This window comes from Amycolatopsis sp. lyj-109, from assembly GCF_046548995.1.
Lineage (GTDB): Bacteria > Actinomycetota > Actinomycetes > Mycobacteriales > Pseudonocardiaceae > Amycolatopsis.
Genome location: NZ_JAJPWR010000033.1, coordinates 87,001 through 100,587, shown reverse-complemented (window position 1 = coordinate 100,587; position 13,587 = coordinate 87,001). Strand labels below are relative to the sequence as shown.

The following is a 13,587-nucleotide window of genomic DNA, read 5'->3' as shown; positions in this document are numbered from 1 at the left end:
ATCCAGCAGATGCCCTCTCACTTAAGGTCTGTTTGTTCCCTAGACAAGAACAATCATCCCAGGTCAGAGGGCATCTGCCCGTTTACGACATACCCCCGGCCAGCACATTCACCGGTGGATCCGGGTCCGGCGTCCCGAATGAGTCATTCGCGACGCCGGACCGGGTCCGCCGGTCGCCGGCGGGCATACTCGACGCGTGTCCTCGAGCAGCACGGAACCCCGGCGGGTGACGATCCACGACGTCGCCCGCTCGGCCGGGGTCTCCCGGCAGACCGTCTCCCGCGCGCTGAACGACAAGGGCGAGATCGGCGGCTCGACCAAGCAGCGCGTCCTCGACGCCGCCCGCGAGCTCGGGTACCGGCCCAGCCGGTTCGCCCGCGGGCTGGTCCGGCCGGACACGACCACGATCGGCCTCGTCGTGCCGGACCTGCTCAACCCCTTCTTCACCGAGGTCGCCTCCGGCGCGCTGGAGGCGGCCCGGGCCCGCGGCTGGCACGTCGTCGTCCACGACACCGCCGACGACCCCGACCAGGAACTCGCCACGCTGCAGGTGATCGGCACCCAGGTCGACGCGGTCACCGGCTACTTCGGCCGGTCCGACGAGGACCTCGACCGCCTCACCGCGGGCATCCCGGTCGTCCTGATCGGCCGCGAGCCGTGTACCCCGCGGTTCAGCGGGATCGGGATCGACGGCGAAGACGGCGTCCACGAGGCCGTCGCCCACCTCGTCTCGTGCGGGCACCGGCGGATCGCCATGCTCGACGGGAACCCCGCCCCGAGCGTCCGCCGCCGGTGGTTCCTGCGGGCCGCCGCCGAGTGCGGCGTCTCCGTGGCCCCCGGCTGGATCGCCACCGGCGCGCAGACCGTCGACGGGGGCGGCGCCGCGCTGGCCGCCCTGCTCGCCGCCCACCCCGACGTCACCGCGCTGTTCGCCTTCAACGACGTGATGGCCATCGGCGCCCTGCGCGAGGCCCGTCGCTTCGGCCTGCGCGTGCCCGCCGACCTCGCGGTGATCGGGTTCGACGGGCTCGCCCTCGGCACCCTGGTCGAGCCCGAGCTCTCGAGCGTCGCGATCGACACCCGCGCGGTCGGTGCGCTGGCCGTCGAGCAGGCGGCCCGCCTGGTCACCGGCGCGGCGCCCCTCGAACCCGCCGAACTGGTCGTCCGCGCCCGTCTCCACCTGCGCGAATCCGCCTGATCCCTTGACACCCGGTCCCGCCGCGCAGCACACTGCGGAGCGGTCCGTGAACGTTCACGGGAACGTTCTCGGGCGCCTGCCGAACGCGGAAAGGACCCCATGTCGTACCTCGAAGACCCCGGCCCCGGCCGCGGTTCGCTTCCGCCGCGCGCGGCCTTCACCTCCGACGCGCCGTCGCTGTCGCTGAACGGCACCTGGCGGTTCCGGCTGTCGCCGGGTCTCGCGGCCGCGCCCGCGGGGGTCGAAGCCGAGGACTTCGACGACTCGGCGTGGGACGAGCTGCCGGTGCCGTCGCTGTGGCAGCTGCAGGGCCACGGGCGCCCGGCGTACACGAACGTGCCCTACCCGTTCCCGGTCGACCCGCCGCACGTGCCGTCGGACAACCCCACCGGCGACCACCGGCTGCGGTTCGACCTGCCCGCGGACTGGCCCGCCGGGTCCGCGGTGCTGCGCTTCGACGGCATCGACTCCTGCGGCCGGATCTGGCTCAACGGCACCGAACTCGGCGTCACGCAGGGCAGCAGGCTGCCCTCGGAGTTCGAGGTCGGGCCGCTGCTGCGGCCGGCCGGGAACGTCCTCGTGGTGCGCGTGCACCAGTGGTCGGCCGGCAGCTACCTCGAAGACCAGGACATGTGGTGGCTGTCGGGCATCTTCCGCGCCGTCACCCTGCTCGCCCGCCCGGACGGCGGCATCGGCGACTACTGGGTCCGCGCGGACTACGACCACCGCACCGGCCTGGGGACGGTCCGCGTCGAGACCGGCCCGGACGTCCTGCTGGACATCCCCGAGCTGGGCGTCACCGGACACCCGGCCGGGGAGGCGCTGGAGCTGCCGGTCGAACCGTGGAGCGCCGAGACCCCGCGGCTGTACGACGGCACGCTGGCGACCGCGGCCGAGCGGGTGCCGGTGCGGATCGGCTTCCGGACCGTGACGATCGAGGACGGGCAGCTCAAGGTCAACGGCCGTCCGCTGATGCTGCGCGGGGTCAACCGCCACGAGCACGACCCGCGCACCGGGCGCGTGGTCTCGCCGGAGACGGCGCTGGCCGACGTGCTGCTGATGAAACGGCACAACGTCAACGCCGTCCGGACCAGCCACTACCCGCCCGACCCCGCGTTCCTCGAGCTGTGCGACGCGTTCGGCCTGTGGGTGATCGACGAGTGCGACCTGGAGACCCACGGTTTCGAGCCGCTGGGCTGGGCCGGCAACCCGAGCGGTGAGCCGAGGTGGGCCGAGGCGTACCTCGACCGGATGCGGCGCACGGTCGAGCGGGACAAGAACCGGCCCAGCGTGATCCTCTGGTCGCTGGGCAACGAAAGCCACACCGGCGAGAACCTCGCGCGGATGGCGGACTGGGTGCGTCACCGCGACCCGACGCGGCCGGTGCACTACGAAGGCGATCACGACTGCGCCTACGTGGACGTGCACAGCCGGATGTACGCCACGCACGAGGACGTCGAGCGGATCGGCCGCCGGGACGACGACAACGCGCGTCGCCGGGACCTGCCGTTCCTGCAGTGCGAATACGGGCACGCGATGGGCAACGGCCCGGGTGGCCTGCTGGAGTACCGCGAGCTGTTCGAGCGGTACCCGAACTGCCAGGGCGGGTTCCTCTGGGAGTGGATCGACCACGGCCTCGCCGCCGGCGGGCACTTCGCCTACGGCGGCGACTTCGGCGAGCCGATCCACGACGGCAACTTCGTCATCGACGGCCTGGTCTTCCCCGACCGGACGCCGTCGCCGGGGCTGATCGAGTTCGCCAAGGTGATCGAGCCGGTCCGGATCGACGCGGACGCGTCCGGGATCCGGGTGAGCAACCACTACGACTTCGTCGGCACCGGGCACCTGACGTTCACCTGGACGCTGGAAGAGGAAGGAATCCCGGTCGCCGAAGGCGTTCTCGACGTGCCCACCATCCACTCCGGACAGAGCGCCGTGGTCCCGGTGCCCGGCCTGCCCGCGACGGGCGGGGAGTCGTGGCTGACCGTGTCCGCGTCGCTGACCTCGGCGACGGCGTGGGCGCCGGCCGGGCACGTCGTCGGCTGGGGTCAGCTGGCGGTGTCGGCGGCACCGGTCGCGACGCCGCTGCCGCCCCGCGGGCCGGTGTTCCGCACCGGCGGACGGCTGGTGCTGGGCGCCGGCGAGTTCGACCCGGCGACGGGCATCCTCTCGGCCTTCGGCGGGCACGCGGTGCACGGCCCGCGGCTCGACGTCTGGCGCGCGACGACCGACAACGACCGGGGCGAGTTCGCGGGGCGCCCGGCCGCCGACCAGTGGCGCGAGGCCGGGCTGCACCGGATGCAGCACCGGGTGATCACGATCGACGCCGACGGCGAAGAACTGGTGGTGCGCACGCGGGTCGCCCCGCCGGCGCTGCCGTTCGGGCTGTTCGCGGACTACACGTGGACGGCGTTCGGCGACCGCCTCCGGCTGCGGGTCGAGGTGACCCCGGACGGCGAGTTCCCCGGCACGCTCCCCCGCCTCGGGCTGGCGATGGCGATCCCGGGCGCGCTGGGTTCGGCCGAGTGGTTCGGCGGCGGCCCGGGCGAGGCGTACCCGGACAGCCGCCAGGCGGCGCGGATCGGCCGGTTTTCCAGCAGCGTCGACGGTCTCCAGACGCCGTACGTGTACCCGCAGGAGAACGGCAACCGCACGGCGGTCCGCTGGGCCCGGCTGACGGCCCCGGACGGGACGGGCATCCGCGTGGACGGCGACCCGGCCTTCGACTTCACGGCCCGCCGCTGGACCGCGGCGGCCCTGGAGGAGGCACAGCACACCGATGATCTGGTGCCGGACGACGTGGTGCACCTGACGCTGGACGTGGCCCAGCAAGGGCTGGGGACGGCGTCGTGCGGGCCGGGGGTGCTGCCGCGGTACCGGCTGGTGCCGCAGAAGACCGAGTTCACGCTGTGGTTCCGGGCGGTGCCGGGCCACTAGGGCCCGCGCGCGGGCCCTAGTGGCCCGGCACCGCCCGGCTCAAGCGCCCCAAGGCGGCCTTGGTTGCGTCTGACGCACCGAAGGCCGCCTTGGGTGCGTCAGACGCACCGAAGGCCACATTGGGGCGCATGGACCGCGGCAACCTCGCCGGGCTTGGTGAGCGAAGCCCGGGTCAGCTTCGCAGCATCGGCGGGTACAGCACTTCCGCCTCGCCCCGCCGGTACAGCCGGGCCGGACGGCCACCGTCGCGGGTGGTCGTCCCGCCGGTCGGCGCCAGCAGCCCCTCCGCTCCCGTCACCTTGCGGTGGAAGTTGCGTGGGTCCAACCGCGTGTCCCACACCAGCTCGTACACCCTCCGCAGCTCCGCGACCGTGAACTCCGGCGCGCAGAAGGCCGTCGCCAGCGGGGAATACTCCAGTTTCGCGCGCGCACGCTCCACGCCGTCGGCCAGAATGCGGTCGTGGTCGAACGCCAGGCGCTCCGCCCGCAGCGACCGCACCGGTGCCCAGCGCGCCTCCGCCGCGTCCGTGCCCGCGCGCGGCACCGGCAGGTCCGGGGCCAGCGCCAGGTACGCCACCGTCACCACCCGCATCCGCGGGTCCCGGCCCGGCGCGCCGTAGCCCGCGAGCTGTTCGATGTGGACGGTCCCGGGCGCCAGCCCCGTCTCCTCCGCCAGCTCGCGGCGCGCCGCGTCCGCCAGGTCCTCGTCCTGCCGGACGAAGCCGCCCGGCAGCGCCCACTCCCCCTCGTACGGCGGCACTCCCCGGCGCACCAGCAGCGCGCACAGCTCGTCTCCGGTCAGGGTGAGCACGACGAGGTCCACGGTGACGGCGAACGGCGGGTGACCCATGCCACCACCCTAATCGTCATCTTGACGATTAGCCAGTCGACCCCATATCGTCACCACGACGATAAGAGGAGGCTCCATGGCCGACATCGACCGCCGGTTCGGGTTCCGGCACCTGCGCGGTGCCCCCACCGTGCACATCCGCCACTACCGCCGCGGCAAGCTCGCGCACGACGGCGTCGGCTTGTCCTTCTGGTACCGGCCGCTGACGGCGGTCGTCTCGGAGGTCCCGGTCGACGACCGCGAGCTGCCGCTGCTGTTCCACGCCCGCACGGCCGACTTCCAGGACGTCACCGTCCAGCTCGCGCTCAGCTTCCGGATCGAGGACCCGGCGCTGGCCGCGCAGCGCATCGACTTCTCCATCGACCCGGACACCGGCCGTTGGAGAAGCGACCCCCTGGCGCAGATCAGCGGGCTGCTCACCGAGAACGTCCAGCAGTACGCCGTGGAGGTGCTGACCCGCATCGACCTGGCGACCGCGCTGGCCGACGGCGTGAGCGCGGTCCGGGACCGCATCCGCGCCGGCCTGGCCGAAGAGGACACCCGGCTCGCGCAGACCGGCTCGGCCGTGATCGACGTCCGCGTCGTCGCGATCCGGGCCGAGCCCGACGTCGAGAAGGCGCTCCAGACGACCGCGCGGGAGAAGGTGCAGCAGGAGGCCGACCGCGCGACCTTCGAGCGGCGCGCGCTCGCCGTCGAACGCGAACGCGCGATCAGCGAAAACGAGCTGCAGAACCAGATCGAGCTGGCCCGCCGCGAGGAGCAGCTGCTCGTCCAGCGCGGGGCGAACGCCCGCCGCCAGGCCGAAGAAGCCGCGGCGGCGAACCACATCGAGACGGAGGCGCAGGCTTCGCGCGAAGAGCGGCTCACGCTGGTCAAGGCCGAGGGCAAGCGCGCCCTCGGCGAAGCCGAAGCGGCGGGTGAGGCGGCCCGGCTGGCGGCGTACCGCGACCTGCCCGAGGGCGTGCTGACCGGGCTGGCGCTGAAGGAACTGGCGGGGAACCTGCCGCGGATCGACAGCCTGGTGCTGACCCCGGACCTGCTCACGCCGCTGCTGACGAAGCTCGGCGTCCGCTCGTGAGCCTCGCCCCGCGGGTCGTGCTCGTCCACCGCCGCACCGAGCTGGCCGAGCTCGTCGCCCGGCACGGCACCCGCGGCCAGGCCGAGTTCTTCCTGCGCACCCGCGGCCGGGACCTCGCCGAGGTGTCGGCCGCGGACGCGGCCCTGCGCGCCGCGCTCGCCGCGGCCGGTGCCGCCATCCCGCTGGACTGGCGCCGCGGCGAGGTCGAACGCGCGGATCTCGACCGGTTCCTCTTCACCCCGGAGGACGTCGTGGTCGTCGTCGGGCAGGACGGCCTGATCGCGAACGTGGCCAAGTACCTCGACGGCCAGCCGGTGATCGGGGTCGCGCCGGGCGAGCCCGGCGTCCTGGTCAAGCACCCGGTCGAGGCCGTCGCCGATCTCGTCCGGTCCACGACCGACGTCGAGCACCGGACGATGGCCGAGCTCATCGCGGACGACGGCCAGCGGCTGCTCGCCCTGAACGAGATCTACTTCGGGCACGCCGGGCACCAGACGGCCCGCTACCGGCTGGGGGTCGGTGGCGGGCGGGCGGAACGCCAGGCGTCGTCGGGAATCCTGGTCGGGACGGGCACCGGGGCGACCGGCTGGTGCGGATCGGTGTGGCGGGAACGAGGCAGCGGGCTGCCCCTGCCGGCCCCCGGCGAGGCGCGGCTGGTCTGGTTCGTGCGGGAGGCGTGGCCGTCGCCGTCGACCGGGACCGCCTGCACCGAGGGTGAACTGACGCGGGCGCCGCTGACGGTCGAGGTCGAATCCGACCGTCTGGTCGCGTTCGGTGACGGCCTCGAAGCCGACACGGTCGCCCTCACCCGCGGCCAGACGGCGACCTTCGCTCCTGCAGCGAAGACCGTCCGCCTGGTGCGGTGACGGAAGGGACGACACGCGTGTTTGAAAGGACGACACGCGTGATCGGAGGGACGACACGGCGTGGGGGCGTGTCGTCCGGCTCAGGTGCCGTAGCGGGACTTTACGATCGACGGCGTGTCGAGGTTGTGGCCCGCGTCCATGCTCTGCGCCAGCCGCAGGTACTGGCCCTCGGCCCACATCAGCGGGCCCGCGCTGCCGGTCGGGCGGCCGAGGCCGAAGCAGCCGACGTCCGCACGGTCCCAGACCTGCTCGGGTACGAAGTACCCGTCGTTGACCGAGTCCGCCATCGACTTCAGGTACACCGCCGCCGAGCGGCCGTTGGCGAGCTCGTACTGCCCGCGCTCCCCCGACAGCACCGGCCACAGCCGCCCGAACCGCTGCGCGCCACCGGCCGGCCAGCCGCTGCAGTTCGCCGTGCTCTCGCCGTAGTTGTCGTGCGGGTAGCGGTGGAAGTAGACGTCGCCGTTGGGGAGCGTCACCTGGACCGCCGAGTTGCCGTCCGAGGCGGCGGCCGTCGGCGCCACCGAGTTCGCGATCGTCGCGTCGCCGGCCGGGCGGATGCCGAGCCGCACCAGGTCGAGGAAGCCGAAGTCGGTGACGTCGTGCTCGTAGAAGCAGCCTTCGTCGAAGCAGATCGTCGCGGTGTCGTCGGGGTTGCCGCCCCGGTCGAGACGCTCGTAATAGGTGTGGCCGCCCCAGTAACCGGACGTCGTCACCGTCCAGCCGGCCAGGGAGTTGCGCCAGGAGTCCGCAGTGGACTCCCACGACGACGCGCTCGCGGTGTCGCCGTTCGCCCGCGCGATGGCCCCGGCCGCGATCAGCCCGGCGATCTCCGCCGCCACCGACGACGGCGACTTGCCGTACTGCTCCTCCCACCGCTCGGTGGTGTCCGGGCCGGTGGCGACGATGTGGTTCGCGGTCGTCTTGACCTTGGCGTAGGTCGACGCGTCGGTGAGACCGGTCAGCCAGGCCAGCAGGATCGCATCGGCGTCCTGATCGAGCTGTTCGCAGCAGCCGAGCTGCTGGGCGCTCGCGCCCGCGACGCCGGAAACCGGGCTGTAGCGCGGGAAGGACCCCGCCGGATAGGTCATGCCGTCACCGGCGGTGGGGCTGCCGATCCACTGCGAGTTCCAGAGGAACTGGGCCATCCGCTTGGCCTGCGCGCTGTCGCCCGCGGCCAGCAGACCGGTCGCCTGCTGGTAGAGGTCTCGGCCCCAGACGCGGTGGTAGCCGTCGTTGAGGTGGCCGCCGTCGGTGAAGTCACCCCACGGGGTGGCCAGGCCCGCGACGCTCGCGCCCGGGTGCTGCTTGTCTTCGGCCGTCTTCAGCGCCATCGCCGCGACGTAGTAGGTGCGCCGTCGTTGCGTGTCACCGGAAACGCTCGCCGGAGCGGGTTTCAGGCTCCCCACGTAGGAGTTCCAGCCGCTGCGGTAGGACGTCGAGACGGCCGCGAAGCCGCTGCTCAGCGACGCGCTCGCGGCCGAGGACGCGGCGGCCGCGGTGCCGCCGTAGCCGAGCGCGGCGGTGAACGTCGTGTCCGTGCCGACCGGGATCTGGCCGCACTGGACGACGTTGCCGGTGCCGGAGATGGCGTCGAACTGGTTGTTCAGGGCCTTGTCGGCGCGCAGGTCGACCAGGCAGTCGCTGGCCGCGCCGCTGTAGCCGTTGTCGTGCGCGGTGAAACCGGTCGAGACGCGCAGCGCGGAGACGACCGTCGTGGCCGTTCCGCCGAACAGCGTCTCGGTGCCGCTCGCCATCAGGGCGCCGGAAGAGTCCCACCAGGCGTTGTCGTCGGCTCCGCCGCCCGCCATCGACGGGTTGGCCAAGAGGTACAGGCGGTAGGTGCCGCCGTCGAGCGACTGGAACCTGGTGTTCGTGACCAGCGTCGCGCGGGCCGGGTCGGTGACGTAGTTCGTGGTGATCCGGTACTTCCCGCTCTTGGCCGTGTTGGTGACCGTGTACTGGAGCGCCTTCTCGTCCGGCATGGACACGACGTGGTTCGTGGCGTCGCGTTCCAGGTCGACGAAGCTGGAGCCGTCGGTGACGACGAACTGCATGTCCTGCATGTTGGCCACGTCGGCGCGCGGGTAGAAGACCTCGGACGTGACGCCGTTGGCGACGGTGAACCAGACCGGGCTTGCGGTCGTCGTGGACGTGCCGAGGGCGGACTTGTTGCCGGTGGCCCACGAGGCTCCGCCTCCGCAGCAGTCCGTTGCGGTTCCGCTGGCCAGTGCTGTACCGGGTAGTGCTCCGGCGAGCAGTATCGCTGTTCCGGCGCAGGCCAGGACTGCTCTCCACCTGATCATCGGGGTCCTCCGACGGCGTTGTCGTCAATATGTTGTGGGCCGCAACATATTGAGCCGTCGGCGGGTGACACGCAATGTCCGATCGGGCTTTATCGATCCAGGAGGGGTTGTCCCTACGCGTCGGCGATGCGGTCCAGCCACTCGGCCATCAGAACGCGTTCCGCGCCGGTGAGGGCGGTTGCGCCGTCGAGGGTGGCCCGTAGCGCGATCGCGCGTTCCGGCAGGTCCGATCCCGCCGGTTCCGTGGTGCCCGTCAGGATGCGGGCCAGCACGGTCTCCCGTGCGGTCGCCGACAGTTCCGGGTCGCGCTGGTCCTCCGGTGTGGCGATCTGCGTCAGGACGACGCCCATCCCGGCCGCGTGCGTCAGGCGAGCCGCGCGCTCGACGCTCACCCGGAGCCGGCCCGCCGCCGCGACGCGCTCGACGATCGCGTGCAGCATCCCTTCCGCCTCCCGTGCGGCCGGCGAGGTGCGGCCCGGGCGGGCGTCGCCGTACATGAGCACGTAGAACTCCGGGCGGGACAGGCCGAACTCGATGTGCAGGTCCCAGCCGCGGCGGAGGTCCTCGACCGGGTCGCCCGTCGAGCCCAGCTCGCGCTTGCTCTTGAGGTACTCGTCGAAGCCGTACGCGGCGACCGCGTCGAGGAGGCCGTCCTTGTCGCCGAAAAGCCGGTACAGCGCCGGCGGCTGGACACTCGCCGCCGCGCTGACCGCGCGGGTCGAGAGGCCGTCCCGCCCCTCCGCCACGAGCAGCGCGGCCGCCGCTTCGAGGATGCGGACCCGGGTGTCCACCGCCGTCTTCGTCGCCATGGTTCCAATGCTAACAAGACCGGGATAGCACCCGTTCAGCCGCCGAGGTGGGCCTCCGCGACGCGACGGGCGAGCCGGCGCAGGAGCGGCGCCGCCTCGGCCATGCACCGCGCCGGGTCCGGTTCCAGGTCGGTCAACGCGTACGCGGCCGCGATGCCCGCGTCCGCCAGCCGCGCCGACGACAGCCGGCAGCGTCCGGACACCGCGACGCACGGGATGCCCCGCGCCGCCGCGGCCCGGGCCACCCCGGCCGGGGCCTTGCCGGACAACGTCTGCTCGTCGAGCGAGCCCTCGCCGGTGACCACCAGCGAGGCCCCGGCCAGGGCCGCCTCGAACCCGAGCAGGTCGAGCAGCAGCTCGATGCCGGGTCGCGTGCGGGCACCCAGCACGGCCATCGCCGCGAAGCCCACGCCCCCGGCCGCCCCGGCGCCCGGCCGGGCCGCGAACTCCGGGCCGGCGATCGACGCCCAGTGCCGCAACGCGGCATCCAGCGTCTCGACGTCCTCGGGCGATGCGCCCTTCTGCGGACCGTAGACGGCCGCGGTCCCACGCGACCCGTACAGCGGATTGTCCACGTCGCTCGCCAGCTCGATGTCCACTTCGGCCAGGTTCGACAGGTCCAGTGCGGCGAGCCGGGACAGCGCCGCACCGCCGAGGGACAGTTCACGCCCGGCGTCGTCCAAGAGCCGGGCACCCAGCGCGGTCAGCATGCCGGCCCCGCCGTCGGTGCAGGCGCTGCCGCCGACGCCGAGCACGATCCGGCGGCACCCGGCCCGCACGGCCGCGGCGATGACGTCGCCGGTTCCCGCGCTGGTCGCGGTGAGCGGCTCCGGCGCGCCCGGTAGCCGGTGCAGCCCGGACGCCTCGGCCAGCTCGACGACCGCCGTGTCCCCGCGGACCGCGTAGGACGCCGTCACCGGCGCCCCCGTCGGCCCGCGGGCCGGGACCGCCACGCGCTCGTACCCGGCGGCGACGGCGGCGTCGACCGTACCCTCGCCGCCGTCGGCCACCGGCAGGGTCGTCACCACCGCCGCGGGATGGACGTCGGCGAGCCCCGAAGCCAGCGCCGACGCCACCTCGGCCGCGGTCAGCGACCCCTTGAACTTGTCCGGGGCGACCAGGACCTTCACGCGCCGGCCTTGAAGGCCCGCCAGTCGCCGATTTCGGTGATGTCCCGCAGGGCGACGTGCGAGGTGTAGGGCCGTCGCAGCAGCATGGCGAACGCCGAACTGCCGTCCGCGAGCTCGACCACACCCAGCTCCAGCTCGTGCGGCTCGGACGGCAGCACCTTGTCCCGCAGGTCGTCCAGCGAAACGTCGTAGACCTCGCCGGTCACCGGAGCGCCGCCGTGCGACACCGGGTACAGCGCCGGGCACTGGTCGCCGACGGCGTAGAACCGGTACTTCGCCGCCGTCCGCGCGGTGTCCACGAACGGCGAACCTGCCAGGAGGTGGTGCAGCGGCTCGCCGCGCATGGCGCCGCCGTTGAAGAACATCAGGGCCACCGGGATCTCCTTACCGGAAGAGGGCTTCGACACCGTCGATGGCGAAGTACACCGCGAACACCAGGGCCAGCAGGGACAACAGCCAGCCGGCCTCGCGCCACTTGCCGCGGCCGATCTTGATCAGCACGAACGCGATCAGGCCGGCACCGACGCCGTTGGTGATCGAGTAGGTGAACGGGATCAGCGCGGCCGTCAAGAACACCGGGATCGTGTAGTCCGGGTCGTGCCACGGGATGGTCCGGCACTGCGCGACCATCATCCCGCCGATGACGACCAGCGCGGGCGCCGCGGCCTGGGCCGGGACGACCCCGGCCAGCGGCGTGAACAGCAGCGTCCCGGCGAACAGCAGCCCGGTGACGACACTGGCCAGCCCCGTCCGCGCACCCTCGCCGACGCCGGCCGCCGATTCCAGGAACACCGTGTTCGGCGACGAGCCGGTGACGCCGCCCGCGATCGCGCCCGCGCCGTCGACCAGCAGAATCCGGCCCATCCGGGGGACCTTGCCGTTCTTCGACAGGCCGGCTTCGTCGGAGACGCTGGTGATCGTGCCCATGGCGTCGAAGAAGCCGGACAGCACCAGCGTGAACAGGAAAACCGTGGCGGCCAGCGCGCCCGCCGAGGCGAAGCCGCCGAAGAGGTCGATGTGGCCGAAGAGCCCGAAGTCGGGGGCGGCGACGACGTGGTCGGGCAGGGCCGGAGTCGTGAGGCCCCAGCCGCCGACGCCGAACCCCTGGTGCAGCACGACGGCGAACGCGGTGGCCGTCCCGATACTGATCAGCACCGCGCCCGGGACCTTGCGGGCCACCAGCACGATCATCAGCAGCAGACCGAAGCAGAACACGACGATCGGCCAGCCGTGCAGGTGCCCGCCCGCCCCGAGGCGTACCGGGACCGTGGTCTGCGCCGAGTCCGGCATCCGGGTCACGAACCCGGCGCTGACCAGGCCGACGAGCGCGATGTAGAGCCCGATCCCGACGGTGATGGCCGTCTTGAGCGGGCGCGGGATGGCGTTCATGATCCGTTCGCGCACGCCGCTGACGGCCATCAGCACGATGCAGACGCCTTCGAGCACGACCAGGCCGAACGCCTGGGCCCAGGTCATCGACGGCGCCATCTGGAAGGCGACGATGCCGTTGATGCCGAGGCCCGCGGCCAGCGCGAGGGGCGCGTTGCCGACGAGTCCCATCAGGACGGTCATCACGGCGGCGGCCAGCGCGGTCGCCGTGGTCACCTGCGCGGCGGACAGCCGGGCGCCGGTGATGTCGGCGGAGGCGCCGAGGATCAGCGGGTTGAGCAGCACGATGTAGGCCATCGCGACGAACGTGGTGAGGCCGCCGCGGACTTCGCGGCCGATCGTGGTCTGCCGGGCGCGCAATTCGAAGAGCTTGTCGAGCAGCGAACGGCATTGTACGGGTGTTTCTTCTGCTACAGGGACGTCGATCTCGGTCTGCGTCATGCGTCCTGCCCTTGCCGGAGGGATTCAGACCCGGGCACTTTCACGTGAAAGTGCCCCGGAGTGGCCACTCCAGGTCACTTTCACGTGAAAGTGCCCCGGGTCAGTAGTCGGTGCGGTCGCTTTTGTCGAGCCAGGCCGCGAAGGGCGCGAATCCGTCCGTTGCGGACAGTCGCGTGACGGGAACCGTCCACGTGTTGCGCGGACGGTCGAAGAGTTCGTAGAAGGCGCGGTCGTCGAAACCTGCCTTGGCCGCGTCGTTGCGGTCGGCGGTGTACAAGATCCGGTCGACGCGAGCCCACAACGCCGAGGACAGGCACATCGGGCACGGCTCGCAGCTCGACACGAGCACGCAGCCGTCCAGCTTGAAGGTGCCCAGCTCCTGGCAGGCCGTGCGGATCGCGACCACCTCCGCGTGCGCGGTCGGGTCCAGGTTCGCCGTGACGCGGTTGACGCCGGTCGAAACGACCCCGCCGTCCTTCACGATCAGCGCGCCGAACGGGCCGCCGCCGTTCTCGACGTTGCGCGTGGCGATCCGGACGGCTTCGTCGAGCCAACCCTGCTCGACGGAAAGGGACGTGGTCAT

Annotated in this window: 11 protein-coding genes; 4 read left to right on the top strand and 7 right to left on the bottom strand. The window is 72.5% G+C overall.

The window, feature by feature from the left end; translation table 11 throughout:
* The first annotated feature begins 196 nt into the window (after positions 1-196).
* Together ACLJQF_RS43520 and ACLJQF_RS43515 are read left to right on the top strand one after the other, a co-directional pair.
* The gene (locus ACLJQF_RS43520) at positions 197-1,198 is read left to right on the top strand and encodes a LacI family DNA-binding transcriptional regulator (RefSeq protein WP_410616174.1); all 1,002 of its coding nucleotides are present in this window, start codon (positions 197-199) and stop codon (positions 1,196-1,198) included.
* A 99-nt stretch (positions 1,199-1,297) separates the two neighbouring features.
* A complete protein-coding gene (locus ACLJQF_RS43515) occupies positions 1,298-4,135 on the top strand; it encodes a glycoside hydrolase family 2 TIM barrel-domain containing protein (protein WP_410616173.1) in 2,838 nt (945 codons plus the stop codon).
* A 172-nt stretch (positions 4,136-4,307) separates the two neighbouring features.
* On the opposite strand, the gene ACLJQF_RS43510 is transcribed toward ACLJQF_RS43515, so the two are convergent.
* Positions 4,308-4,985, bottom strand: a complete 678-nt coding sequence (locus ACLJQF_RS43510; protein WP_410616172.1) for an NUDIX hydrolase — start codon at positions 4,983-4,985, stop codon at positions 4,308-4,310.
* A 76-nt stretch (positions 4,986-5,061) separates the two neighbouring features.
* Here ACLJQF_RS43510 and ACLJQF_RS43505 point away from each other — a divergent pair, with 76 nt between their 5' ends.
* Together ACLJQF_RS43505 and ACLJQF_RS43500 are read left to right on the top strand one after the other, a co-directional pair.
* Positions 5,062-6,063: an SPFH domain-containing protein gene (locus ACLJQF_RS43505; protein ID WP_410616171.1), complete on the top strand. Its 1,002-nt coding sequence runs from the start codon at positions 5,062-5,064 to the stop codon at positions 6,061-6,063.
* Complete coding sequence (locus ACLJQF_RS43500) at positions 6,060-6,929, top strand: hypothetical protein (protein WP_410616170.1); 870 nt, start codon at positions 6,060-6,062, stop codon at positions 6,927-6,929. The genes ACLJQF_RS43505 and ACLJQF_RS43500 overlap by 4 nt, the downstream gene beginning before the upstream one ends.
* An 80-nt stretch (positions 6,930-7,009) precedes the next feature.
* On the opposite strand, the gene ACLJQF_RS43495 is transcribed toward ACLJQF_RS43500, so the two are convergent.
* The 6 genes from ACLJQF_RS43495 to ACLJQF_RS43470 form a co-directional block, all read right to left on the bottom strand.
* A complete protein-coding gene (locus ACLJQF_RS43495) occupies positions 7,010-9,235 on the bottom strand; it encodes a glycoside hydrolase family 15 protein (protein WP_410616169.1) in 2,226 nt (741 codons plus the stop codon).
* Between the two features lie 113 nt (positions 9,236-9,348).
* On the bottom strand, positions 9,349-10,044 hold the full coding sequence (locus ACLJQF_RS43490; RefSeq protein WP_410616168.1) for a TetR/AcrR family transcriptional regulator: 696 nt from the start codon (positions 10,042-10,044) through the stop codon (positions 9,349-9,351).
* A gap of 35 nt (positions 10,045-10,079) precedes the next feature.
* The gene (locus ACLJQF_RS43485) at positions 10,080-11,174 is read right to left on the bottom strand and encodes a glycerate kinase (RefSeq protein ID WP_410616167.1); all 1,095 of its coding nucleotides are present in this window, start codon (positions 11,172-11,174) and stop codon (positions 10,080-10,082) included.
* Complete coding sequence (locus ACLJQF_RS43480; protein WP_410616166.1) at positions 11,171-11,548, bottom strand: gamma-glutamylcyclotransferase; 378 nt, start codon at positions 11,546-11,548, stop codon at positions 11,171-11,173. The genes ACLJQF_RS43485 and ACLJQF_RS43480 overlap by 4 nt, the downstream gene beginning before the upstream one ends.
* A 10-nt stretch (positions 11,549-11,558) precedes the next feature.
* Positions 11,559-13,004 (bottom strand): NCS2 family permease, encoded by a 1,446-nt coding sequence (locus ACLJQF_RS43475; RefSeq protein ID WP_410616165.1) that lies wholly within the window; start codon positions 13,002-13,004, stop codon positions 11,559-11,561.
* Between the two features lie 100 nt (positions 13,005-13,104).
* Entirely contained in the window at positions 13,105-13,587 is a 483-nt protein-coding gene (locus ACLJQF_RS43470; protein WP_410616164.1) for a nucleoside deaminase, read from the bottom strand.

Excerpts from the sequence above, each read along its gene's own strand:
- ACLJQF_RS43515 (WP_410616173.1), top strand. The coding sequence starts at position 1,298 with ATGTCGTACCTCGAAGACCCCGGCCCCGGCCGCGGTTCGCTTCCGCCG.
- ACLJQF_RS43510 (WP_410616172.1), bottom strand. The coding sequence starts at position 4,985 with ATGGGTCACCCGCCGTTCGCCGTCACCGTGGACCTCGTCGTGCTCACC.
- ACLJQF_RS43505 (WP_410616171.1), top strand. The coding sequence starts at position 5,062 with ATGGCCGACATCGACCGCCGGTTCGGGTTCCGGCACCTGCGCGGTGCC.
- ACLJQF_RS43495 (WP_410616169.1), bottom strand. The coding sequence starts at position 9,235 with ATGATCAGGTGGAGAGCAGTCCTGGCCTGCGCCGGAACAGCGATACTG.
- ACLJQF_RS43490 (WP_410616168.1), bottom strand. The coding sequence starts at position 10,044 with ATGGCGACGAAGACGGCGGTGGACACCCGGGTCCGCATCCTCGAAGCG.
- ACLJQF_RS43475 (WP_410616165.1), bottom strand. The coding sequence starts at position 13,004 with ATGACGCAGACCGAGATCGACGTCCCTGTAGCAGAAGAAACACCCGTA.
- ACLJQF_RS43470 (WP_410616164.1), bottom strand. The coding sequence starts at position 13,587 with ATGACCACGTCCCTTTCCGTCGAGCAGGGTTGGCTCGACGAAGCCGTC.